The sequence below is a fragment of the Paraburkholderia fynbosensis genome, assembly GCF_902859935.1.
GTDB lineage: Bacteria > Pseudomonadota > Gammaproteobacteria > Burkholderiales > Burkholderiaceae > Paraburkholderia > Paraburkholderia fynbosensis.
Window position 1 is genome coordinate 204968 of the sequence record NZ_CADIKI010000002.1, and the last position, 23824, is coordinate 228791.

The following is a 23824-nucleotide window of genomic DNA, read 5'->3' on the forward strand; positions in this document are numbered from 1 at the left end:
GGTTGATGGCGTAAGCCGCCATCAACCCGCCACCCAATCCCCCGACTTCCCACCGTGCTTCTCCAGCACCTTGACATCGGTAATCGTCATCCCGCGATCCACCGCCTTGCACATGTCATACACCGTCAGCAGCCCCACCTGCACGGCGGTCAGCGCTTCCATCTCCACACCTGTTCGACCGAGCGTTTCCACCTGAACCGTGCAGTGCACGCCAGGCAGCGTTTCATCGAGTTCGAAGTCCACTTTTACGCGCGTCAGCGCGAGCGGATGACAGAGCGGGATCAGATCGGCAGTGCGCTTCGAGCCTTGAATCGCTGCAATGCGCGCGATGCCGATCACGTCGCCCTTTTTGGCGTTGCCGTCGCGGATCAGCGCGAACGTCTGCGGCAGCATGCGGATCGAGCCGCGCGCGATGGCGATGCGCTTGGTCTCCTGCTTGCCGCCGACGTCCACCATATGCGCTTGGCCCGCGGCGTCGAAATGAGTGAGTTCAGGCATGGTTGGCTCCTTCAGAGGGCGCCTATCATAGCAGTGCGACGCAACCACCCGGAGCGCCGCATCGGCTGATTACAATTGCCCCGTGCCCGCTATCTTAGACCGAGCGGCGGGCGTCGCTTTCCGACTTCGTTACCGACTTCGCGATGCGTCTGAAACGGTTTCTTGCTGCGTTGGTGTCTGTCGCGCTCGTGGCGCCGCCGGGCGCGTTCGCGCAATCGCACACCGCGCCGAAACTCGCGCTCAACGCGCAGCCCGCTGAATCGCCGTTGATCAGCGGGCCGTCCGACGCCTACGCCGGCCCGCTCGTACCGCCCGACATCGCGCAAGGCGTATTCGGCGTGTACGGCGGCGCGCAGAGTCGCCTCTCCGGCAACGCCGGTCTGAGCAGCAGTTGGCGCGCGCCGATCGCTACCCAGCAATTGCCCGACCTCGGTAGCGGAGGCTCGGGCGCGCTGACGCCGCAAGCCGAGCGCAAGCTCGGCGAGCGTGTGATGCGCGAAGTGCGTCGCGACCCCGACTATCTCGACGACTGGCTCGTGCGCGACTACCTCAACTCGGTGGCCGCCAAACTCGCGGCGGCGGCGAGCGCGCTATATCTCGGCGGCTATCGTCCGGACTTCGAGCTATTCGCCGTGCGCGATTCACAGATCAACGCGTTCTCGCTGCCGGGTGGGTTCATCGGCGTGAATACCGGTTTGATCGCGGCGACGCAGACCGAGTCCGAACTGGCGTCGGTGCTGGGTCACGAAATGGGCCACGTGCTGCAGCGTCACATCTCGCGGATGATCTCCGCCAGCGAGCGCAGCAGCTATGCCGCGCTTGCCGGCCTGCTGTTCGGTGTGCTGGCGGGCGTGCTCGCGCACAGCGGGGACCTGGGCAGCGCGATTGCGATCGGCGGCCAGGCGTATGCGGTCGACAGCCAGCTGCGCTTTTCGCGTTCCGCCGAGCACGAGGCTGACCGCGTCGGCTTTCTGCTGCTGGCCGGCGCGGGCTACGACCCCTACGCGATGGTGACCTTCTTCGGCCGGCTCGATCGCGCGGCAATGAGCGACACAGGTGTTCCCGCATACGCGCGCACACACCCGCTGACCGGCGAGCGGATCGCCGACATGGAAGACCGCGCGCGCCGCGCGCCGTACCGGCAGCCGCATCAGGCGCCCGAATACGGTTTCGTGCGCGCACGGGCGCGTTTGCTGCAGGACCGCTCGCGCAGCGAGTACGCTGACGAGATTTCGCGCCTGCGTTCGGAGATCGAAGACCGCACCGCGGTCAACGTCGCGGCGAACTGGTACGGCATCGCGTATGGGCAGATGCTGCTCGACCGTTATGACGATGCGGTGGCGTCACTCGCGACGTCGCGCGCCGCATTCGCGACCGGCGAGCGCGCCGAGGGCGCACCCGCGCGCAGTTCGCCGAGCTTCGACGTGCTGGCCGCCGACATCGCGCGGCGCGCAGGCCGCAACGACGAAGCCGCGCGTCTCGCGGAGTTTGCGCAGAAGCGCTGGCCGCAGTCAAATGCCGCCATCGACATGCACGTCCGCACCTTGCTGACCTTGCGCCGTTTTGCCGACGCGCAGGCGCTCGCACGGAAGGAAACGCTCGCGCACCCGGATCAGCCTGCCTGGTGGCTGTATCTCGCGCAGGCGAGCGCGGGCAGCGGCGATGCGTTGACGCAGCATCGGGCGATGGCGGAGAAGTTCGCGCTGGAGGGAGCGTGGCCGTCGGCAATCCGGCAACTGAAAGACGCGCGCGATTTGAAGACGATCGGCTACTACGATCTCGCGACCGTCGATGCGCGCCTGCACGAAATGGAGAGCCGCTACAAGGAAGAACGGCTCGATGAGAAGAGCTAGCTAGCGGTTAAGGCGGATCCCATCGTCTGCGCGCACTGAGCACTATACGTCGTGCACGCCAGGTCCTTAGCCCTAAACCTTCGCCGCCGGACTCGGCTCGAACCCGAAGCGCATGGCGACCTCGCCGCGCCGTATCGCTTGCAGCGGCAACACGGCCTGGTCGTTCCAGTGGAACTCGCCGCTCATCGAATCCTCGGCTAGCGTCGCGTGATTGGAGAACATCTCCAGATCGTGATCGTGCAAAACCGCGACTCTCGGGCGCGCCGCATTGTCGGCATTGTCGGCAAACAGAATCCCGCCTTCTTCGTCGATAAACGCAGCCGCGGGCTCGAAGGCACCGCCTGCCTGGTCCTGCAACGCGAGCGTGCCATCGGCGTTCGCCGACAACCGCACCACCCACGGCGTGTAACCCAACTCCACGTACACCCGCTGCGGGCCGTTCTGGAAAAACCACTGCCCGTGTTCGTCGGCGCCGTAGTTCCGGTTGATGAAGCCGAGCAGCGCCTCATGCCGGATCGGCGTGCCCGGCGAACCGCTCGCCTGGGCCGCTTCGTCACGCATGCGCCAGTTGCCGCGCCGGTCCAGCATCAGCCAGCCCGTGCAGCTCGGCACGTTCGGCCATTTGGCCAAAGCCTGTTTGACGATGTCATCCATGATCGACGTGCCGCTCCAGGTAGCCGAACACGCGCCGCGACAGCCAGTCGATGCGGCCCGGGAACGGCCCGGTCATGAAGCCGGCGTGGCCGCCGTGCCTCGGTTGGTCGAGCTCAACAGCCGCCGAGACTTCATGCCGCGACGGCAGCGCCTCCGCCGGCAGGAACGGGTCGTTGCGCGCATTGAGCACCAGCGTCGGCACCTGGATGTGCGGCAACAGCGGCCGCGTGGTCGCGCTGCTCCAGTAGTGGTCGGTATCGCGAAAGCCGTGCAGCGGCGCGGTCACCACGTTGTCGAACTCGTACATGGTGCGGCTCGCCAGCATCGCGTCGCGGTCGAACAGGCCGGGAAACTGGGCCAGCTTCTGGTCGGCCTTCTGCTTGAGCGTCTTCAGGAAACTTCGCGTATAGACGAGACCGAAGCCTTGCGACAACGCACGGCCGCCCGCATGCACGTCGATCGGCGTCGAAATCGCGGCGGCCGCCGCGACCACCGACGCGGCGTCCTCGCGCCGTTCGCCCAGCCAGCGCAGCAGCACGTTGCCGCCGAGCGACACACCCGCTGCCACGACCGGCCCGCGATGCGCGGCGCGCAAGCGGCGCAGCACCCAGTCGACTTCGTTGCTGTCGGCGAGATGATAAAAGCGCGGCAGGCGGTTCATCGTCCCGCTGCAACTGCGAAAGTGCGGCACGACGCCGTGCCAGCCGTAGTCGCGCGCGGCCGCCATCAGCGTCGCCGCGTAGTGCGAACCCGAACTGCCTTCGAGGCCGTGAAACAACACGAACAGCGGGGCGTCGACGGCGGGTGCATGGGGTGCGGCGGACTGGCCGTCCGGCAGGACCCAGTCGAGATCGATGAAATCGCCGTCGGGCGTGTCCCAGCGCTCGCGGCGAAACGACACCGCCGGGCGGCGCGCAAACAGCGACGGGACGATGGTCTGCGCATGCCGGTTCGGCAGCCACAGTGGGGCACGGTAGAGCAGCTCGACAGTGGCCTCGACGGCGGCCGCGACCGTGGTCTGAGCCGTGCCGGAGGAAACGGGTTTATCGTGCGTCGAACTCATGCCGGCGTTGGAACAAAAAAATAAAACGCGAACCTGATCTAAGACCGTACGTCAGTGCAGCGAGCCCTGACCATGCCGCATCTTGGTGGCGAACTGGCTCGCGGCCTCGTTCGGCATCGGGCTCGCGTGAATGTGTGCGATGCGCCACTCGCCGCGTTCGTGGACCATCACGTAAGTGGTGAAGACCATGGCGGGCGTGGCGGTGGGGTCGGCTGGCCGATGCGCCTCGGCAATCGCATAGACGACGGTGCCAAGACTGTCGTAGACGCGGATGTCGAGCGGCTCGATCGACACGGGCGCGGCCTCGAGCTGTCTCTGCAAGCCGGCGCGGATGCTGTCGAGACCGTGCAGGTGCGAGCCGTCGGCGCAGATGCAGCTGACGAACTCCTCATCGATCCACAGGCCCATCAAGCTGTCGATATTGACCTCGGCGACGGCCTGATAGTAGGCGTTCAGGGTGTCGGCGGCGGCTTCGAAGATATGGGCAAAACGTGGCATGGCTCGTCAGTCTCTTGTGCGCGGCGCGCGGTTGCGGGGCAGCGGTCAGCGGGACAGTCCGGCGCACCGGACCTGTCGGCCCCGCAGCGTCAGCATGCCCGTGCCGCAAGGCGCGAACATGACGCGACGCGCACGGGGGCGTGCGGTGTTGCGTGCAAGTATCAAGTCGACTATCAGTCGGCTCAGCGTTGCGCGAGCAGCATGCCGCGCAAATCGCCGAAGACCTGTTCGGCGCTCAGTTGCTTCAGACAGTTCAGATGCCCGAGCGGACATTCGCGCTCGAAACAGGGGCTGCATTCGAGATGGAGCCATTGTACCTTCGCAAGCTCCGACAAGGGCGGCGTGTGGCGCGGATCGGTCGAACCGTACACGGCCACCAGCGGCCGGCGCAGCGCGGCTGCCACGTGCATTAGGCCGGAGTCGTTGGTGACGACCGCGTTGGCCCGCGAGATCAGCGCGCAGGCTTCGCCGAGTGCGGTCTGGCCACACAGGTTGCGCACGTTCGGCGCCTTCTCGGCGATCGCCTGGGCGAGCGGCGCGTCTTTCGGCGAACCGAGCGCCACGATCTGCGTGTACGGGAACGACTGGCCGACCATCTGCGCGAGCGCGGCGAAGTGTTCGGGCGGCCAGCGCTTGGCCGGGCCGTACTCGGCGCCCGGACAGAACACCAGCAGCGGCACGCGCGTATCCAGATTGAAGCGCGCCGACACGCGCGACGCTTCGTTCAGATCCGTGTCGAGGCGCGGCATCGGCAGGTTGTCCGGGATTTTGGCGCCGGGCGCGTAGGCGAGGGCGGCGTACTGGCCGACCATCGGCGGGCGCTCGTCCTTGCGCGGATTCGCGTGCCGCACGTTCAGCAGGCCATAGCGGCTTTCGCCGGTGTAGCCGATGCGCAGCGCAATGCCGGCCAGCCACGGAATCAGCGCCGACTTGAGCGAGTTCGGCAGCACATAGGCCGCGTCGTAGCCGACATCGCGCAAATCGCTCGCCAGTTGCCAGCGGCGCAACATCTGCAGCTTGCCGTGCGCGAGGTCGGTGGCGTAGACGTCGCGGATTTCCGGCATGCGTTCGAGCACGGGCGCGACCCACGAGGGCGCGACCGCGTCGATGACGATGCGCGGATGCAATTTCACGAGGCGCGCAAACAGCGGCTGCGCCATCAATGCGTCACCGATCCAGTTCGGTGCGATAACCAACGCGCGACGCATCAGAGTGAGTGTCCGGTGTCGAAACGAAACGCCGCGCGCGATGTGCGTGGCGTTCGGATTGATGAAAAGGGAAAAGCCGCGAACCGCGTGACGCGCTTCCGGGGGGGCCGGAGGCGCCGCGGTGGCGGCCCGATGGCGGCGCCGTCAGAGCGTGCTGACCTGCGAGCTTGCGTGCGCTTGCTGTGTAATCCCGCCCACCCTGCCTGACGACAAGGCGGACAGCACCATGTTCAGCCTGTCAGCCAGCGAACCCACAACGAAACGGCCGACGGGGCGAACCGCAAAACAGCGGCTAACCCCTCGACCCGCGCCCGACACTCCGAGCCAGCGCCGCCGCCAGGCAACGCTCAGTGCGCCGTGTTCAATGACCCTTGACCACTTCGCCGTCGCGCAGCCTGTAACGCGTGCTGCAGTACGGGCAACGCGCTTCGCCGTGCGTGACATCGATAAAGACGCGCGGATGCGCGCTCCAGCGCGGCATGGCCGGATTCGGGCAGTACGCCGGCAGGTCTTTTGCCGACAGTTCGACCAGCGGCATTTCCTTGATTTCGCTCATGGGCTTTCTCGTTGTATGCAGGGTGCGGGCGTTGCGCCGGTAGCCGGCCCGAAGGGCAACGGGCCCGGAGATCGGCGCAGCGCGCGTTAGATCTTGGTGAGCCAGTGCGCGTACTTGTCGCTCTTGCCGTTCACGATATCGAAGAAGCCCGATTGCAGCTTCTCGGTGATCGGGCCGCGTGCGCCCGAGCCGATCGTGCGGTTGTCGAGTTCGCGGATCGGTGTGACTTCGGCTGCGGTGCCGGTAAAGAACGCTTCATCGCAGGTGTAGACCTCGTCGCGCGTGATGCGCTTTTCGATCACCTGGATGCCGGCGTCGCGCGCGAGCGTGATGATCGTGTCACGCGTGATGCCGTCCAGACACGACGACAGGTCCGGCGTGTACAGCTTGCCGTTGTTCACGAGGAAGAAGTTCTCGCCCGAGCCTTCCGACACGTAGCCGTCGACGTCGAGCAGGAGCGCTTCGTCGTAGCCGTCGGCGATTGCTTCCTGGTTGGCGAGGATCGAGTTCACATACCAGCCCGACGCTTTCGCCCGGACCATCGACACGTTCACGTGATGGCGGGTGAACGACGACGTCTTCACGCGGATGCCCTTGGCCATGCCGTCTTCACCGAGGTAAGCGCCCCACGGCCAGGCGGCGATGGCAACGTGGATCGTGTTGCCCTTGGCCGACACGCCGAGCTTTTCCGAACCGACCCAGATGATCGGGCGCAGATAGCAGGACTCGAGCTTGTTCTCGCGGACGACTTCGCGCTGCGCGGCGGCGAGCGTTTCGTGGTCGAACGGCACGTCCATCTGGAAGATCTTGGCGGAGTTCAGCAGACGCTTGGTGTGCTCCTGCAGACGGAAAATCGCGGTGCCGCCGTCGGCCGTCTTGTAGGCGCGTACGCCTTCGAAAACGCCCATGCCGTAGTGCAGCGTGTGGGTGAGCACATGGATTTTGGCGTCGCGCCAGTCGATGAGCTTGCCATCCATCCAGATCTTGCCGTCGCGGTCGGCCATTGACATACGATTCTCCAGCGGGTGCGTTGTGAAGTGCGGCTACGCGCGTCAGGGGCAGCCAAGAGCGTCATTTTAGCGTCTTTTGCACACGGAACGGGCATTTGGGCACATCCCGGACGCTATAATCCGGCACACGCATAATTCATATCCGGATGCGCCAGCGGGTGCCTGACGACCTGGCGCCGACTTCCCTTCGTTGCGGCGCCTTGCGCCGGCTCGTTTCGCCTCATGCTCGCTCGTCTGTCTGACACCGATCGCCGTGCCTTCCGTGAGGGCGCACGCGACTACTCGCCCACGCTGATGGCCATTTTCTCGTGGGGGCTCGTCACCGGTATCGCGATGAGCAAATCCGTGCTCACGCTGCCGCAGGCGCTCAGCATGTCGCTGCTGTGCTACGCGGGCTCGTCGCAACTAGCGGTGCTGCCGCTGCTCGCCGCCAAGCTGCCGATCTGGACCGTGCTGCTCACCGCGGCGATGGTCAACACGCGGTTCGTGATCTTTAGCGTCGGGCTCGCGCCGCACTTCTCCTATCTGTCGATGTGGCGGCGCATCGTGCTCGGCTATTTCAACGGCGACGTGATCTATCTGCTGTTCCAGAAAAAGAGCTTCCCGACCGGTTACGTGCCGGGCAAGGAGGCGTACTTCTGGGGCATGGCGGTGTGTAGTTGGCTCTCCTGGCAGGTGTCGTCGATCGTCGGCATCCTGCTCGCGAGCCTGATTCCCGACAACTGGGGACTCGCGCTGGCGGGCACGCTGGCCCTGCTGCCCATCATGGTGTCGGCGATCGCGACGCGCTCCACGCTGGTCGCGGTCGGCGTCGCCGGGGTCGTGTCGCTGCTCGCATTCGACCTGCCGTACCGGCTCGCGCTGCCGCTCGCGGTGATCGCGGCGATCATCGCCGGCAGCGCCGCCGACCTGATGGTCGAGCGCGCCGATCTGCGCCGTATCCGCAACAGCGCCGGAGATTCACGATGACATCCACGCAAGTCTGGCTGGCCATTTTCGGCATGACCTTCGTCACGGCGGTGACCCGTGCAATGTTTCTGATCGGGGGGGAGCGCACGGTGCTGCCCGCGCGCGTGCAGCGCATGCTGCGCTACGCGCCGGCCGCGGCGCTGGCTGCCGTGGTCTTGCCCGACGTGCTGACGACGCCGGACGGCGCCCTGTCGTTCGCACCCTCCAACCATGAGTTTTACGCGACGCTATCCGGTCTCGGGTGGTTTTTGTGGCGGCGCACCATGCTCGGCACGATCGTCACGGGGATGGTGGTGTTCACGCTATTGCGCATCTTCATATGAGGGGACCGGCGGCGAATGCTGCGCAGCGTCATGCAAGGTCTCGTCTCCAAATACGCGAGATTCGCCTGCGTGCGGGTCAGAAGGGAGTGTGGATCAGTTAAAATGCCGATTTCCGGGTTGTGCGCGCTGCTGCAAACGCGCGAGAGCCGCGGCCTTGCCGGCGGCGCCCGATCACGTGGAGCCGCTGCCGTGTCACAGCGCTGGAATTCGCCGCGCTCGACGCCTGTGCGCCGTCCGCTACCGCCTTCTCATCAACTCGCACACACACGCCCATGAACAAGGTATTGCGTCTCTCCGATCTGATCGCCGAAGGCAAGCTATCCGGCAAACGCGTGTTCATCCGCGCCGATCTGAACGTGCCGCAGGACGATCAAGGCAACATCACCGAAGACACCCGCATCCGCGCCTCCGTGCCGGCTATCAAGGCGGCCCTCGATGCAGGCGCCGCGGTGATGGTCACGTCGCACCTCGGTCGCCCGACCGAAGGCGACTTCAAGCCGGAAGACTCGCTCGCGCCGGTCGCGAAGCGTCTGGCCGAGCTGCTAGGCCGCGACGTGCCGCTGGTGGCGAACTGGGTCGACAACGGCGTGAACGTGGCGCCGGGCTCGGTCGTGCTGCTGGAAAACTGCCGCGTCAACAAGGGCGAAAAGAAAGATTCCGACGAGCTCGCCCAAAAAATGGCGAAGCTCTGCGACGTCTACGTCAATGACGCGTTCGGCACCGCGCACCGCGCCGAAGCGACCACGCACGGCATCGCGAAGTACGCCCCGGTCGCCTGCGCCGGCCCGCTGCTGGCGGCTGAGCTCGAAGCGCTCGGCAAGGCGCTGGGTGCGCCCAAGCGCCCGTTGGTGGCGATCGTTGCCGGGTCGAAGGTGTCGACCAAGCTGACGATCCTGAAGTCGCTGGCCGACAAGGTCGATCAGCTGATCGTCGGCGGCGGCATCGCGAATACGTTCATGCTGGCTGCGGGCCTGAAGATCGGCAAGTCGCTCGCCGAAGCCGATCTGGTGAACGAAGCCAAGGCCATCATCGACGCGGCCAAGGCGCGCGGCGCCTCGGTGCCGATCCCGACCGACGTGGTCACGGCCAAGGAGTTTTCGCCGAGCGCCAAGGCTGAAGTCAAGGCCGTCGCGGACGTCCAGGACGACGATCTGATTCTCGATATCGGACCGCAAACGGCCAGGGCGCTCGCCGCGCAGCTGGAAAAGGCCGGCACGATCGTCTGGAACGGCCCGGTCGGCGTGTTCGAATTCGACCAGTTCGGCAACGGCACGAAGACGCTGGCGGACGCGATCGCCAAGTCGTCGGCGTTCTCGATCGCAGGCGGCGGCGATACGCTCGCGGCGATCGCCAAGTACGGCATCCACGACAAGGTCAGCTACATCTCGACGGGCGGCGGCGCTTTCCTCGAGTTCCTCGAAGGCAAGAAGTTGCCGGCGGTCGAAGTTCTGGAATCGCGGGCTTAACGTGGCGACGCGCTCCCCAACGGCAAAGTCAGCGAAAGCGCGTAGCGGCCAGCGTGCCAACAAGCCGCGCGATACCGCGGCAGCGACGGCAGGGGAGCGCGCGGCGCCTTCCACCGCTACTGCGGCGGCATCCGCCGCAACAGAAGAACCCGGCTCGTCTCTCGCGCCCGGGGAGTTGACCACCGCCGGCGAGGCGGCGGAAGTGTCCAGCGGACCTTCCGCGCCGTCGCCCGCGGAACTCCCCGCCGCGGAGACCGTCCCTCCACCGGCACCCTCCGCGCCGGTATCGAACACCGCTTCAAGCTATAAAGCGACGCTGGTTTCAACCGGCGCGCAACCCCTGTCAGCATCTTTCGGTGCGCAGCCTCCGCATCCGACTCGCAGCGCTCTTTCCAGCGATCCTATCCAGACGAGGAGACTCATGCATCGCGCCACCAAGATTGTCGCAACCATCGGACCGGCTTCCAACACGCCGGAAATCCTGCTGCAAATGATTCAGGCAGGGTTGGACGTGGTGCGGCTCAATTTCTCGCACGGCACTGCCGACGACCACCGCCAGCGCGCCGAATTCGTGCGCGAGGCGGCCCGTCAGGCCGGCCGTGAAGTCGCCATCATGGCGGACCTGCAAGGCCCGAAGATCCGCGTTGGCAAATTCGAAAACGGCAAGGTCACGCTGGTCGCCGGCGAGCCGTTCATCCTCGACGCCGACTGCGAACTCGGCAACGAGCAACGCGCCGGTCTCGACTACAAGGATCTGCCGCGCGACCTGAAGTCGGGCGACGTGCTGCTGCTCAACGACGGCCTGATCGTCCTGAATGTCGCGCGCGTGATCGGCAATGAAATCCACACGATCGTGAAGATCGGCGGCGAGCTGTCGAACAACAAGGGCATCAACCGCCAGGGCGGCGGCCTGTCCGCGCCGGCGCTCACCGCGAAAGACATGGAGGACATCCGCACGGCGATGTCGCTCGGCGTCGATTACGTCGCCGTGTCGTTCCCGAAGAACGCGACCGACATGGAAATGGCCCGTCAGCTGGCGAATATCGCCGGCGCGCCGTTCGGCATCAAGCCGAAGATGATCGCCAAGATCGAGCGCGCGGAAGCGATTCCGGCGTTGCAGGGCATCCTCGACGCGTCGGACGGCATCATGGTCGCGCGCGGCGACCTCGCCGTGGAAGTGGGGAATGCCGCAGTCCCCGCGCTGCAAAAGCGGATGATCCGTATGGCGCGCGAATCGAACAAGTTCGTGATCACCGCGACCCAGATGATGGAGTCGATGATCTACGCACCGGTGCCGACCCGCGCCGAAGTATCGGACGTCGCGAACGCGGTGCTCGACGGCACGGACGCGGTGATGCTGTCGGCGGAATCGGCGGCGGGCAAGTACCCGGTGCAGACCATCGAAACGATGGCGGCGATCTGTATCGAAGCCGAGAAGTCGGAGCAGTCGGAGCTGGACCGCGATTTCCTCGACCGCACGTTCACGCGGATCGACCAGTCGATCGCGATGGGCGCGCTGTTCACCGCCTATCATCTGGGCGCGAAGGCGATCGTGGCGTTGACCGAATCCGGCTCGACCGCGCTGTGGATGTCGCGTCACTGGACCCACGTGCCGATCTTCGCGCTGACGCCGCGGGTCGGCAGCGAACGGGCGATGGCGCTGTACCGCAACGTGACCTCGCTGCATCTGGACACCAACACCGACCGCGACACGGCGTTGCAGCAGGCGTTGGAGACCGTGGTGAGCAAGGGTTACGCGTCGCGCGGCGACATGGTGGTGCTGACCGTCGGCGAGCCGATGGGGCAGGCCGGTGGTACCAATACGTTGAAAATCGTGCGGGTCGGAGAACCGTACTGATCAGGCAGCAGACTGCTCGATCGGCACCGGCCTGATTGAGCGAAGCAGGCCCGCATGCCCCGCGAGAGGCGGCGCACCGCCCTCAATCGCGTCTTGAGCGGACAAGGACCGCTCGGCGCGTTAAGGCCCGTGCGACAGGGTATGCGGCTTGCTTCGCGATAAATCCGCCCAAAAAAGATGCCGACGGCACAAGAATTCGTTTCAATCTAAGGAGTTAAGCATGCCTCTCGTATCAATGCGTCAACTGCTGGACCATGCCGCCGAAAACGGTTATGGCCTTCCGGCATTCAACGTGAACAATCTGGAGCAGGTTCAGGCGATCATGGCGGCGGCCGACAAGGTCAACGCCCCGGTCATCATGCAGGCTTCCGCCGGCGCGCGTAAATACGCGGGCGAGCCGTTTCTGCGGCACCTGATCGAAGCGGCAGTGGAGTCGTATCCGCATATTCCGGTCGTGATGCACCAGGACCACGGGCAGTCGCCGGCGGTCTGCATGGCGGCAATCCGCAGCGGCTTCACCAGCGTGATGATGGACGGCTCGCTCGAAGCCGACGGCAAGACCGTCGCGTCGTACGAGTACAACGTCGAGGTGTCGCGCAAGGTCGTGGAAGCGGCTCACTCGATCGGCATCACGGTGGAAGCGGAACTGGGCGTGCTCGGCTCGCTGGAAACGATGAAGGGCGACAAGGAAGACGGCCACGGCGCAGAAGGCACGATGACCCGCGAGCAACTGCTGACCGATCCGGAGCAGGCTGCCGACTTTGTCAAGCTGACGCAGTGCGATGCGCTAGCGATCGCGATCGGTACGTCGCACGGCGCGTACAAGTTCAGCAAGAAGCCCACGGGCGACATCCTGTCGATCCAGCGCATCAAGGAAATCCACCAGCGCATTCCGAACACGCACCTGGTGATGCACGGTTCGTCGTCGGTGCCGCAGGAACTGCTCGCGGAAATCCGCGAATTCGGCGGCGACATGAAGGAAACCTACGGCGTGCCGGTCGAGGAAATTCAGGAAGGCATCCGCAACGGCGTGCGCAAGGTCAACATCGACACCGACCTGCGTCTGGCGATCACCGGCGCGATTCGCCGCTACATGGCGACCAACCCGGGCAAGTTCGATCCGCGCGATTACCTGAAGCCGGCGCGCGAAGCGGCGATGAAAATCTGCGTCGACCGTTACATGCAATTCGGCTGCGAAGGCCAGGCCGGCAAGATCAAGCCGCTTTCGCTTGATAAAATCGCGGAGAAGTACAAGTCGGGTGAGCTTGCACAAGTCGTCCGATAAGCTATAACTGCTCTGCGCCTGGCCGTTTGGCCAGGTTGTCGTTAGATCGCCGTTCCCGCATCATCCGGGGAACGGCGTTTCCCTTTTGTTCCGCACACACTTTTGCCTCACTTTTAGCGAACCACGACGATGTCTACCCTCTACGAATCCACGCTCCGCTCGCTGCCGCTGCTCGGCCGCGGTAAAGTCCGCGACAACTATGCGGTGGGCAACGACCAGTTGCTGATCGTCACGACCGACCGTCTGTCGGCGTTCGACGTCATCATGGGCGAGCCGATTCCGAACAAGGGTCGTGTGCTCAACGAAATGGCGAACTTCTGGTTCGAAAAGCTGAAGCATGTGGTGCCGAACCACCTGACGGGCGTAGCGCCCGAGTCCGTGGTCGCGGCAGACGAAGTCGAGCAGGTCAAGGGCCGCGCGGTGGTCGTCAAGCGCCTCGAGCCGATCCTCGTCGAAGCGGTGGTGCGCGGCTATCTGGCCGGCAGCGGCTGGAAAGACTACCAGGCAACCGGTTCGGTGTGCGGCGTCGAACTGCCGCCGGGTCTGCAGAACGCGCAGAAGCTGCCCGAGCCGATCTTCACGCCCGCCGCCAAGGCCGAGATGGGCCACCACGACGAAAACATCACGTACGACGAGATGGAGCGCCGCATCGGCACCGAACTGTCGGCCACGATCCGCGACATCTCGATCAAGCTGTACAAGGAAGCCGCAGACTATGCCGCGACGCGCGGCATCATCATCGCGGACACGAAGTTCGAATTCGGCCTCGACAACCACGGCAAGCTGTACCTGATGGACGAGGCGCTGACCGCGGATTCGTCGCGCTTCTGGCCGGCGGATCAATATCAGGTCGGCACCAACCCGCCGTCGTTCGACAAGCAGTTCGTGCGCGACTGGCTCGAAACCCAGCCGTGGAAGAAAGAACCTCCGGCGCCGAAGCTGCCCGACGACGTGGTCACGAAGACGGGCGAGAAATACCAGGAAGCGCTCGAACGCCTGACCGGCCATAAGCTCGCCTGACCCGCGTGGATCACCAGAAGCGCCGTTGGGGAAACAAGGAAGCCGTAAAGATGAGTGAAGCTCAAACCGCCCATACGCATGGCGCGCCGGTCGTCGGCGTGCTGATGGGCTCCAGTTCCGACTGGGAAGTCATGAAGAACGCCGTGGCGATTTTGCAGGAGTTCGGCGTGCCATACGAAGCCAGGGTCGTGTCCGCGCATCGCATGCCGGACGAAATGTTCGCTTATGCTGAAAGTGCGCGCGAGCGCGGTATTCGCGCGATCATCGCCGGTGCGGGGGGCGCTGCGCATCTGCCGGGCATGCTGGCCGCCAAGACCACGGTGCCGGTGCTCGGCGTGCCGGTGGCGAGCAAGTATCTGAAGGGCGTCGATTCGCTGCATTCGATCGTGCAGATGCCCAAGGGCGTGCCGGTCGCGACGTTTGCGATCGGCGAAGCGGGCGCGGCGAATGCGGCGCTGTTCGCGGTGTCGCTGTTGAGCGGCACGAGCACCGAGTACGCGGAAAAGCTGGCTGCATTCCGCGTGCGCCAGAACGAAGCGGCCCACGCGATGGTATTGCCGGCGCTGTAATCGCGCACCGGCTGACTGTTTTAAGACGTTCCCCTGTCCGACCCCCGGCCGGGTGTCTGCAGTTGCACGACCGCGTGCACGACTGCGCATCCGGCCGCGACCGACCACTAAGATGAACCCAGACAACACACCGGTTTCACCGATTCTGCCCGGCGCATGGCTTGGCATGGTCGGTGGCGGCCAGCTCGGCCGCATGTTCTGCTTTGCCGCCCAGGCGATGGGCTACCGCGTCGCCGTGCTCGACCCGGACGAAGGCAGCCCGGCGGGCGCCGTCGCCGACCGCCATCTGCGCGCGGCCTACGACGACGAAGCGTCGCTGACCGAACTCGCGCGGCTGTGCGCGGCGGTGTCGACCGAATTCGAGAACGTGCCGGCCGCGAGCCTCGACTTTCTCGCGAAGACCACCTTCGTGAGTCCGGCGGGCCGTTGCGTTGCCGTGGCTCAGGACCGCATCGCCGAGAAGCGCTTTATCGCGTCGTCGGGCGTGACGGTGGCGCCGCACGTGGTGATCGAGTCGTCGGGTGCGTTGAGCGCGCTCGACGATGCCCAGCTCGAAACCGTGCTGCCCGGCATTCTCAAGACCGCCCGCATGGGCTACGACGGCAAAGGCCAGATTCGCGTGCGCAACGCGGAGGAAGTGCGCGAGGCGCATGCGTCGCTCGGCGGCGTGCCCTGCGTGCTGGAAAAGCGCCTGCCGCTGAAGTTCGAAGTGTCGGCGTTGATCGCGCGCGGGTCGAGCGGCGCGTCGGTGGTGTATCCGCTTGCGCAGAATACGCACCACGACGGCGTGCTGTCGCACACCATCGTGCCGGCGCCGGACGCAAGCCCGACGCTGGTCGAGCAGGCGCAACAGGCGGCGCTGCAGATCGCCGACAAGCTCGGCTACGTCGGCGTGCTGTGCGTCGAGTTCTTCATTCTCGAAGACGGTTCGCTGGTGGCCAACGAAATGGCGCCGCGTCCGCACAACTCCGGCCACTACACCGTCGATGCCTGCGCAACCAGCCAGTTTGAGCAGCAGGTGCGCGCGATGACCGGCATGCCGCTCGGCGACACGCGTCAGCATTCGCCGGCGGTCATGCTGAACATTCTCGGCGACGTGTGGTTCCCGGACGGTCCGAAGCGCGCGGCGGTCACGCCGCCGTGGCACGAAGTCGCGGCGATGCCGGCGGCACGTCTGCATCTGTACGGCAAGGAAGAGGCGCGGTGCGGCCGCAAGATGGGCCACGTGAACTTCACGGCCGCAACGCTCGAAGAAGCCCGCACGGCTGCACGCGATTGCGCGCGGCTCCTGCACATCGTCACGAGCTGACGGGCGCGCCATGCCGGATCAACAGAATCCCGCTGAAAACGCCGCGAGCGCATTGCCGGTGAGCGGCGCGCAGATCGAGCACGCGGCGGCGCTGCTCGACGCGGGCGAGCTGGTCGCGTTCCCGACGGAGACCGTGTACGGGCTTGGCGGCGACGCCGAAAGTCCGGACGCGGTCGCGCGCATTTACGCGGCGAAGGGCCGGCCGGCGAATCATCCGGTCATCGTGCATCTGGCGCCGCAAGGGGATCCGAACTACTGGGTCGAGCAGTTGCCCGAGCAGGCCCAGCGTCTGATCGATGCGTTCTGGCCAGGTCCGCTCACGCTGATCCTGAAGCGTGCCGCGCGGATTCCGGCGGCGGTGAGCGGCGGCCAGGATTCGGTCGGGCTGCGCTGCCCGTCGCATCCTGTCGCGCAGGCTTTACTGGAAGCGTTCGGTGCATTGCGCGGCGGGCATGGCGGCGTGGCCGCGCCGTCGGCGAATCGCTTTGGGCACGTGAGCCCGACCACCGCACAACATGTGCGCGACGAGTTCGGCAGCGCGATTCATGTGCTGGACGGCGGCGCGTCGGATGTCGGGATCGAATCGACCATCGTGGATTTGTCGCGTGGTTTTCCGGCACTGTTGAGACCGGGCCGCGTCACGCCGCAAGATATCGCCGACGTGCTCGGCGAGGCGCCGCGTTTGCCGGATGGCTCGGATGCGACCGCGCCGCGCGCTTCCGGCACGTTGAAGGCGCATTACGCGCCGCGCACGCCGCTGGCGCTGCTGCCGTTCGGTGCGCTGGAGCCCTTGCTTGCCGCGCGTGACGCGGATGAGCGTGTGGCGTTGGTCGCACGCGCTTCGCGAGCCGGCCATTGGGCCGATGCCGCGGGCGTGCATTTCATCGCCGCGCCTGAAGATCCGCACGTGTATGCGCGTGAGTTGTACGGCCTGCTTCGCGCGCTCGATCGCGCGAACGTCACGCGAATTCTGATCGAGAAGCTGCCCGATACGATCGAATGGATCGCGGTGAATGACCGCTTGGGTAGAGCCGCAGCAGCCTTCGAAGCGCAAGGCTAACGGTGGGTTTTTATCCGCGCGGCGCACGCGCAATGCGGCAGTTCGCGTATCGCTGAAAGCAAAAACGCCCGGCTTGACACATCAAGCCGGGCGTTCTGTTTTGCAGAGCTATTGCCGCCGTCGCGAGGCGGCCCATTCCACTTTATTTTCCGAGCCCGCTGGCGGCGATCTGCTGCTGCACGTATTGCGCGAACAACGCATGCGTGTGCGTGCTCGGGTGGACCGTGTCGGCGAACATGTACGTCTGGTCAGCACCAGCCACCGTGTAGGTCTGCGGCGAGCAGAACAGCGACGAGCCGAACTGGGCGCCGTACTGCTCCGGGGTCAGCCCGTTGGTGGCGCTCGGATTGGCCTTCGCGTAAGCCGTTGCGTTGCTCTCCATCGACGCCAGGTTACATGCCGTGCCGGTGTTGGATACCGTGAAGCCCAGCGCCTGGTAGTTCGGCAGCTGCTGATCGAGCCACGTGAACGCATCGACCACGATCACCTTGCCCGTGCCCGCAACGCCGAGTTCCTTCAGCTTCTGGCCCAGCATGTAGTTATAGGCCGCGGTAATCGCCGACAGCAGTGCACCCGAGCCGGCCGTTTGCGCTTCGGCTGCGACGCCGAGCGGCGCATTGCCGATGTCCGGCACCGTCGACACCACCACGTGGGTCGCACCTGAATTGACGATGGTCTGGACTTTCGTGGCGAGCGCGACGGCGGCTTGCGCGATCTGCGGGTTCGGCAGATTCTGCAGATAGTCGACGATGAACGCGACCTTGCCTGCCTGCGAGTTCGGCAGTTTGCCGGTCTTCACGAGCGTCACGAAGTCGGTCTGCAGCGCGACGCCGAGCGCCGTCAGATTGGCGGGGGTCCCTGCGAACTGGAAGATGTCGTTCGCGCCGCCGTTCACCAGCACGAGCTGGTTCGAGTTGAAGCTCGTATGTGCGCTGAGGTATTGGTCCACCTGCGTCACGACCGGCACCGTCGTCGCCGCCATGTTGTTCGGCGCCCAGCCTTGGCCTTGAGCATTGACGACGTCCGAGCCGCCCTGCGCATAACCGTAGCCGCCTGCCGCGGCGAGCGGCTTGCCGAAACCGCCGAGGTATGCCGGCTTCAACGTGTCGCCGTAGTACTCGGCAACCTTCTGCGTCCACACCTCGCCCGGGTTGGTCGTGAAGCGCCCGCCGCCGAAGCTCGACTGAATCACCGGCGAATAGGTGCCGACGTCCGACAGGCTGTCGCCGAACGACACCACCTGCAATTTGACGCCGCCTGCCGGCGTGCTGCCGTTCGAGTTGTTGTTGTCATCGCCGCCACCGCCGCAGGCCGCGAGCAGGGCGAACGCGGCGCTGGCCAGCGCGATCTGCGTGACGCGAATGAATTGATGCTTCTTCGATGCTGATTGATTCATGTTGACTACATCTCCTCGTTTATGTGGCCCTTGCGCCATGTGTTGCAGGCAGCGCCCGCCGCGTCGGCGGCGTGGCGACAGCTTACAGAATCGTCTACGGTCTGCGCTGCGTTTGAAACGCGGCCGTATGGTTTGCACTCGGGTGCGACTGTTTGTTTGTCTCTTCGCTCGAAGCCGCGCCGGGCGCAGCCGGACCGGTCGCGCGGCGCGCATGATAGTCCGTAGCCCACGCGGGCGGCGCAAACAATGCACGCGACCTGTTGCGCCAACCGCCAGGCTCGCGAAGTCGGTGGCCATCGACGCCCATTCGTGAAACGTCGCCTTTAGCGGGTTGTAGGTGTGCAGCGGCTCGACGATGCCGTACACCGGCGCGTGGTGCGGATGCTCGTCGACATAGCTGCCGAACACACGGTCCAACATCACCAGCACGCCCGGGTAGCTGCGATCGATATAGCAGTCATTGCGCGCGTGATGCACGCGATGAATCGACGGCGTATTGAACATGTATTCGAGCCAGCCGAGCTTGCCGATGGCCTGCGTATGCACGAAAAACTGGAAGCCGAGATTGATCAGCACGATCGCGACGATCTGCTTCGGTGGAAAGCCGAGCACCGCGAGCGGAATCCAGAACAGCCACATGCCGGCGAGCGGGTACATCAGGCTCTGACGGAACGCGGTCGAGAAATTCATGCGCTCCGACGAGTGATGCACGACATGCGCGGCCCACAACCAGCGCACGCGATGGCTGCAGCGATGAAACACGTAATAGAGCAGATCCTGGGCGACGAACAGCACGCCGAACGAGGCCCAGCTCGCCTGCCACGTGTGGATGCGATAGTGCTCGTGGAAAAATGCGTAGACGGGAATGATCGCGAGCCACGCGAGCTTGTCGGCGGCTTGTTGCATCAGCGCGAGCGCGGCATTGCAGAACGTGTCGCGCCAGCTGTAGATCGATTCGCCCGGGCGCGTGCGCCGCAGGTGCCACGCCTCCCAGCCGATGCATGCGAGAAAGACCGGCGCCATGGCGAGCAGCAGCAATTCGGCATCGAATTGCATGGTGTCTTCCTCCGTGGTCCCTGACCGCAGCGCGCTGCGCAGCGGGTCGTGTCGTTATTGTTCGAGCGAGCCGCGCAGCTTCCGGAAGAAGTCCCTTCGGATAACCGTGTCGGGCGCGCGCTTTGCGCGACACGCATGGCGCTGTGCGCGTGTCGATCGCTGCCCGACAGCGTACACGCTTAGGACCTTCGCGCGCACGGCTTCGCTAGAAGAAATCCTCAGTGGCTCGCGCGCTTGCGCGGGTTTTTCCTGGGCTTGCCGCGCGGTTCGTCGACGGGGTCGGCGATCTTTCTGAAGCCTTGCGAGGGTCCCTCGTAGACCCATTCGAGCAATGCGTCGTGCGCGGCACGCGCCGCTTCCGAATGCGGATCGTTGATCAGGCTGACAACCACGTAACTGTTGCCGTCCTCCGACGCGACATAGCCCGCGATCGCGCGTACGTCGCGCAAGGTGCCGGTCTTGATGTGCGCGTTGCCGCCCGCGCCCTGATTGGCCAGGCGGTTGCGCATCGTGCCGTCGACGCCCGCAATCGGCAGTGACTCGACGAACACCTGTGCGACCGGGCTCGCATTGGCCCGCTGCAGCAGGTCGGCGAGCGCGAGCGCGGTGATGTGCTCGTCGCGCGAGAGGCCCGAGCCGTTGTCGAGCGTCAGGTATTCCATATTGAGGCTGTCGCGGCGCAGAAACGCCTGCACCGCGCGCGCCGCTTTGGCGGGCGTAGCGGGCGCCTTCTCTTCGGCCGCGCCGATGGTCAGGAACAGATTGCGCGCCATCGTGTTGTTGCTGAACTTGTTGATGTCGCGAACGATGTCGGACAGCATCGGCCCCTGGTGCGTGGCGACCAGTTTCGCGCCGACGGGCACCGCGCCTTCACGCGTCGTGCCGCTGAACGTGCCGCCGGTCTGCTGCCACAGCGCGAGAAAGCCGCCCGCAAAAAAAGCCGAGTGATCGAGCACCGCGACGTTGATCGTGCGCGGGTCGCAGCGCATCGAATAGTCGCCGATGAACGAGGCCACGAGGGTGCCGTTCGGCTGCTGCGTAACCGTGGGCGACACAGAGGCCGCGTCGCCGCGGCAGGGCCCGTTGAGCGCGCGCATCTGATTGTCGATCTGCAACTGCGCGAGCGCGGGCAGCACGTCGATCGCGACGCGGCCGTCGGGCGACGGCGTCACGGTGAACGACAGCGATTTGAACGCGTACAGCAGCGGATCGGGGCCCACGTTGTACGGCGCGGTGGCGTCATCGTCGAACGGCGGCAGGTCGCGTGTCGACGGATCGAAGTAGCGCTTGTCGAGCACCAGCGCGCCGTCGATGCCGGTGATGCCCGCCTTGTGAATCTTCTGCACGAGATCGATCAATTCCTCCGGCACGAGCTTCGGGTCGCCGGTGCCTTGAATGTACAGACTGCCGTGCAGCACGCCGTTGCCGTCGAGGGTACCGTCGGCGTATGCGCTCGTGCGCCAGCGATAGTCGGGGCCGAGAATCGACAGGCCAGAGTAGGTGGTGACGAGCTTCATCGTCGACGCGGGCATCATCGGCTTGCCGGCATTGAGCGCGACGATCGGCGTGCGGTCGCCGACCTTCTCCACCACCACGCTGATCGACGACAGCGGCACGTGCGCGCGCTGCAATGCGGCCATCACCGGTTGCGGCAGCACCGTCGTCACGTTGACGCTCGGATGCGTGGCCTTGACGCGCGCCTGCGCGGCGAGTGGCAGCGCCGCGGCCGAGCCGAGCGCGGCGCACACGATGAGCCAGGCCGGGGCGAGCAGCGCGAGCCGGTGCGGCGTGCGAGCGGCAGCGGCGGGTGCAACGGAACGGCGCGAACGCAACGCCACGCGGCGTGCGAGGGAAGACAGGAAAGCGTGCGTCATGAACGGGTGAGGAAGCAAAATTTCGGGGCGTGGAGGTCGCGGCAATCCACGCAGCATTGATTCAGGCGCGGCGCTTGCGCTGGGCGGCTGCGGCGCGCGCGGGGGCATCGGCCGGTCGTGCAAACAGCCGTGCAAACGCTTCGGCGCAATGCCGGGTCCGGCATGCGCCTGCGGCGCGCACGGGGCAAATCGCGGCCACGCGACGCAAAGCGCCCATTGTAGTGACATGCCGCCAGGCTGCGGTGAGAAAAAAACATCACGCGCCGCGCATGGCGGGGGCGGCGCTAGAATGCGGCATCATCAAACGTTTCGGAACGTATAACCATGCGCATTTTGCTAGTCGAAGACGACCGGATGATCGCGGAAGGCGTGCGCAAGGCGCTGCGTGGCGAAGGCTTCGCGGTCGACTGGGTGGAAGACGGCGAAGCGGCGCTGAGTGCAGCGAGCGCACAACCTTACGATCTGGTGCTGCTCGACCTCGGCCTGCCCAAACGCGACGGTCTCGATGTGCTGCGCACGTTGCGCGCGCGCGGCCACGCGCTGCCGGTGCTGATCGTCACCGCGCGCGACGCGGTGGCCGAGCGCGTCAAAGGCCTCGACGCCGGCGCCGACGACTACCTCGTCAAACCTTTCGATCTCGATGAACTCGGCGCCCGCATGCGCGCGCTGATCCGGCGCCAGTCCGGCCGCAGCGATTCGACGATTCGCCATGGCACCCTCACGCTCGACCCCGCGTCGCATCAGGTCACGCTCGACGGCGCGCTGGTCGCGTTGTCGGCGCGTGAGTTCGCTTTGCTGGAAGCGCTGATCGCGCGGCCCGGCGCGGTGCTGTCGAAGAGTCAGCTCGAAGAGAAAATGTACGGCTGGGGTGAGGAGATCGGCAGCAATACCGTCGAGGTCTACATTCACGCGTTGCGCAAGAAGCTCGGCGCGGACCTGATCCGCAACGTGCGCGGTCTCGGCTACATGATCGCGAAGGACGCCTGAGCCGATGCGTTCGATTCGCCGACAACTGCTGGTCTGGCTGCTGGCGCTGGTGTTGCTCGGCGTCGGCATCGCGGGCTGGCTGATTTACCGGCAGGCGCTCGCCGAAGCCAACGAACTGTTCGATTACCAGCTGGAACAGATCGCCGCGGCGCTGCCGTCGGAGCCGTTCTCGCAGGTGCTCGGGTCGCGCGACACCGGCGACGAAGGCATCGTGCTGCAGATCTGGAATCGCAACGGCGTGCTCATGTACTACTCGCGGCCGCGCGCGCCGCTTGCGCCGCGCGCCGAACTCGGCTTTTCGACTGAACGCACGGAGCGCGGCGAATGGCGCGTGTATGGCGCGATCGTCGGCGATAACGTCGTGCAGCTGGCGCAGCCGCTGTCCGTGCGCAACCGGCTCGCCGCGAATGTGGCGCTGCGTACCTTGTGGCCGTTGATCGTGCTGCTGCCGTTGCTGGGTCTCGCCGTGTGGGTGATCGTCGGACGCGGGCTGCGACCGTTGCGGCGCGTGACCACCGCGCTCGACGCGCGTCACCCCGAGGCGCTCGATCCGTTGCCGGAGCGGCGTTTGCCGCTCGAGGTGCAGCCGCTCGTGCGCGCGTTGAACGGTTTGCTCCAGCGGCTCGCTACCGCGCTCGATATTCAGAAAGCCTTTGTCGCCGATGCCGCGCACGAATTGCGCACGCCGCTCGCCGCCGTGCAGATTCAGGCACAACTGGTGGCCCGCGCGAAAGACGATACCGCGCGCAACGAGGCACTGGCCGATCTGCAGGCGGGCGTCACGCGCGCCACGCGCCTCGCCGAGCAGTTGCTCGCGCTCGCGCGCTCCGAACCGGATGGTGTGGCCGTCACCGACGCAATCGATCTATGCGCGCTGTTGCAGGAGTGCGTCGCGACCTATGCGCCGCTGGCGCTGAATCGCGGCGTCGATCTCGGCGTCGAGGCGAGCGAAGCGGCCACGGTAATCGGCGATGTGGACGCGCTGCGCGTGATGTTCAACAACCTCGTCGACAACGCCACCAAGTACACGCCGCAGGGTGGCCGCGTCGACGTCAGCCTGCGCGTCGAAGACGGGCATCCTGTCGTGCGGATTGCCGACACTGGACCGGGGATCGACCCGGCCGACCGCGATCGCGTGTTCGATCGCTTCTACCGTGCCGGCGCCGGTGCGAATCGTGCGCGCGCCGACGTGGCGGGCACGGGGCTGGGCCTCGCGATCGTGCGCCGCATCGCGACGCAACATCACGCGAGCGTGTCACTCGACGAATCGCCGGCGGGCGGTTTGCTGGTCACGGTGCGCTTCTGACGATGA

21 protein-coding genes and 1 pseudogene are annotated in these 23824 nt (G+C 65.7%); 12 read left to right on the forward strand and 10 right to left on the reverse strand.

Translation table 11 applies throughout. The features are described 5' to 3' along the window. Positions 1 to 21: 21 nt before the first annotated feature. Positions 22 to 498, reverse strand: a complete 477-nt coding sequence (gene moaC / locus HV770_RS03930) for a cyclic pyranopterin monophosphate synthase MoaC (protein WP_175158183.1) — start codon at positions 496 to 498, stop codon at positions 22 to 24. Positions 499 to 641: 143 nt separating this feature from the next. Between moaC and HV770_RS03935 the strand changes: the two genes are divergently transcribed. Further along, positions 642 to 2351, forward strand: a complete 1710-nt coding sequence (locus HV770_RS03935; RefSeq protein WP_175158184.1) for a M48 family metalloprotease — start codon at positions 642 to 644, stop codon at positions 2349 to 2351. 72 nt (positions 2352 to 2423) lie between these two features. Here the strand turns inward: HV770_RS03935 and HV770_RS03940 are convergent, their stop codons facing one another. The 6 genes from HV770_RS03940 to HV770_RS03965 all read right to left on the reverse strand — a co-directional run bounded on the left by HV770_RS03940 (position 2424) and on the right by HV770_RS03965 (position 7340). Then, complete coding sequence (locus tag HV770_RS03940; RefSeq protein WP_175158185.1) at positions 2424 to 3005, reverse strand: DUF2946 family protein; 582 nt, start codon at positions 3003 to 3005, stop codon at positions 2424 to 2426. After that, positions 2998 to 4068, reverse strand: coding sequence for a YheT family hydrolase (locus HV770_RS03945; RefSeq protein ID WP_175158186.1), 1071 nt, complete (start codon positions 4066 to 4068; stop codon positions 2998 to 3000). Before HV770_RS03945 ends, HV770_RS03940 begins: the two co-directional genes overlap by 8 nt. A 51-nt stretch (positions 4069 to 4119) precedes the next feature. Next, positions 4120 to 4566: a nuclear transport factor 2 family protein gene (locus HV770_RS03950; protein ID WP_175158187.1), complete on the reverse strand. Its 447-nt coding sequence runs from the start codon at positions 4564 to 4566 to the stop codon at positions 4120 to 4122. A 182-nt stretch (positions 4567 to 4748) separates the two neighbouring features. Beyond that, positions 4749 to 5774: a lipopolysaccharide heptosyltransferase II gene (gene waaF / locus HV770_RS03955; RefSeq protein WP_175158188.1), complete on the reverse strand. Its 1026-nt coding sequence runs from the start codon at positions 5772 to 5774 to the stop codon at positions 4749 to 4751. A gap of 361 nt (positions 5775 to 6135) precedes the next feature. After that, the gene (locus HV770_RS03960; RefSeq protein WP_175158189.1) at positions 6136 to 6330 is read right to left on the reverse strand and encodes a zinc-finger domain-containing protein; all 195 of its coding nucleotides are present in this window, start codon (positions 6328 to 6330) and stop codon (positions 6136 to 6138) included. 86 nt (positions 6331 to 6416) lie between these two features. Next, a complete protein-coding gene (locus HV770_RS03965) occupies positions 6417 to 7340 on the reverse strand; it encodes a branched-chain amino acid transaminase (RefSeq protein WP_175158190.1) in 924 nt (307 codons plus the stop codon). Positions 7341 to 7562: 222 nt separating this feature from the next. Between HV770_RS03965 and HV770_RS03970 the strand changes: the two genes are divergently transcribed. From HV770_RS03970 to HV770_RS04010, 9 genes are all read left to right on the forward strand, one after another. Beyond that, entirely contained in the window at positions 7563 to 8309 is a 747-nt protein-coding gene (locus HV770_RS03970) for an AzlC family ABC transporter permease (RefSeq protein ID WP_175158191.1), read from the forward strand. Beyond that, complete coding sequence (locus tag HV770_RS03975; RefSeq protein WP_175158192.1) at positions 8306 to 8632, forward strand: AzlD domain-containing protein; 327 nt, start codon at positions 8306 to 8308, stop codon at positions 8630 to 8632. Before HV770_RS03970 ends, HV770_RS03975 begins: the two co-directional genes overlap by 4 nt. 272 nt (positions 8633 to 8904) lie before the next feature. Further along, positions 8905 to 10098 (forward strand): phosphoglycerate kinase, encoded by a 1194-nt coding sequence (locus HV770_RS03980; protein ID WP_175158193.1) that lies wholly within the window; start codon positions 8905 to 8907, stop codon positions 10096 to 10098. Between the two features lie 421 nt (positions 10099 to 10519). After that, on the forward strand, positions 10520 to 11956 hold the full coding sequence (gene pyk / locus HV770_RS03985; RefSeq protein WP_175158194.1) for a pyruvate kinase: 1437 nt from the start codon (positions 10520 to 10522) through the stop codon (positions 11954 to 11956). Positions 11957 to 12176: 220 nt separating this feature from the next. Further along, positions 12177 to 13241, forward strand: a complete 1065-nt coding sequence (gene fba / locus HV770_RS03990) for a class II fructose-bisphosphate aldolase (protein ID WP_121315614.1) — start codon at positions 12177 to 12179, stop codon at positions 13239 to 13241. Between the two features lie 129 nt (positions 13242 to 13370). Next, complete coding sequence (locus HV770_RS03995) at positions 13371 to 14261, forward strand: phosphoribosylaminoimidazolesuccinocarboxamide synthase (RefSeq protein ID WP_042321200.1); 891 nt, start codon at positions 13371 to 13373, stop codon at positions 14259 to 14261. A gap of 50 nt (positions 14262 to 14311) precedes the next feature. Next, complete coding sequence (gene purE / locus HV770_RS04000; RefSeq protein WP_121315613.1) at positions 14312 to 14830, forward strand: 5-(carboxyamino)imidazole ribonucleotide mutase; 519 nt, start codon at positions 14312 to 14314, stop codon at positions 14828 to 14830. Positions 14831 to 14942: 112 nt separating this feature from the next. Continuing rightward, positions 14943 to 16139 carry a 5-(carboxyamino)imidazole ribonucleotide synthase gene (locus HV770_RS04005; protein ID WP_175158195.1) on the forward strand — a complete coding sequence of 399 codons (1197 nt, stop codon included), beginning with the start codon at positions 14943 to 14945 and terminating at the stop codon, positions 16137 to 16139. Between the two features lie 10 nt (positions 16140 to 16149). Next, positions 16150 to 17199 (forward strand): L-threonylcarbamoyladenylate synthase, encoded by a 1050-nt coding sequence (locus HV770_RS04010; RefSeq protein WP_175158196.1) that lies wholly within the window; start codon positions 16150 to 16152, stop codon positions 17197 to 17199. A 142-nt stretch (positions 17200 to 17341) separates the two neighbouring features. Here the strand turns inward: HV770_RS04010 and HV770_RS04015 are convergent, their stop codons facing one another. From HV770_RS04015 to dacB, 3 genes and pseudogenes are all read right to left on the reverse strand, one after another. After that, positions 17342 to 18595: an SGNH/GDSL hydrolase family protein gene (locus tag HV770_RS04015; RefSeq protein ID WP_175158197.1), complete on the reverse strand. Its 1254-nt coding sequence runs from the start codon at positions 18593 to 18595 to the stop codon at positions 17342 to 17344. A 94-nt stretch (positions 18596 to 18689) separates the two neighbouring features. After that, positions 18690 to 19651 (reverse strand): annotated as a pseudogene (locus HV770_RS04020) (sterol desaturase family protein). Positions 19652 to 19869: 218 nt separating this feature from the next. After that, the gene (dacB, locus tag HV770_RS04025; protein ID WP_175158198.1) at positions 19870 to 21525 is read right to left on the reverse strand and encodes a D-alanyl-D-alanine carboxypeptidase/D-alanyl-D-alanine endopeptidase; all 1656 of its coding nucleotides are present in this window, start codon (positions 21523 to 21525) and stop codon (positions 19870 to 19872) included. 324 nt (positions 21526 to 21849) lie between these two features. Here dacB and HV770_RS04030 point away from each other — a divergent pair, with 324 nt between their 5' ends. Together HV770_RS04030 and HV770_RS04035 are read left to right on the forward strand one after the other, a co-directional pair. After that, on the forward strand, positions 21850 to 22512 hold the full coding sequence (locus HV770_RS04030) for a response regulator (protein WP_175158199.1): 663 nt from the start codon (positions 21850 to 21852) through the stop codon (positions 22510 to 22512). Between the two features lie 4 nt (positions 22513 to 22516). After that, on the forward strand, positions 22517 to 23818 hold the full coding sequence (locus HV770_RS04035) for an ATP-binding protein (protein ID WP_175158200.1): 1302 nt from the start codon (positions 22517 to 22519) through the stop codon (positions 23816 to 23818). Positions 23819 to 23824: the final 6 nt, after the last annotated feature.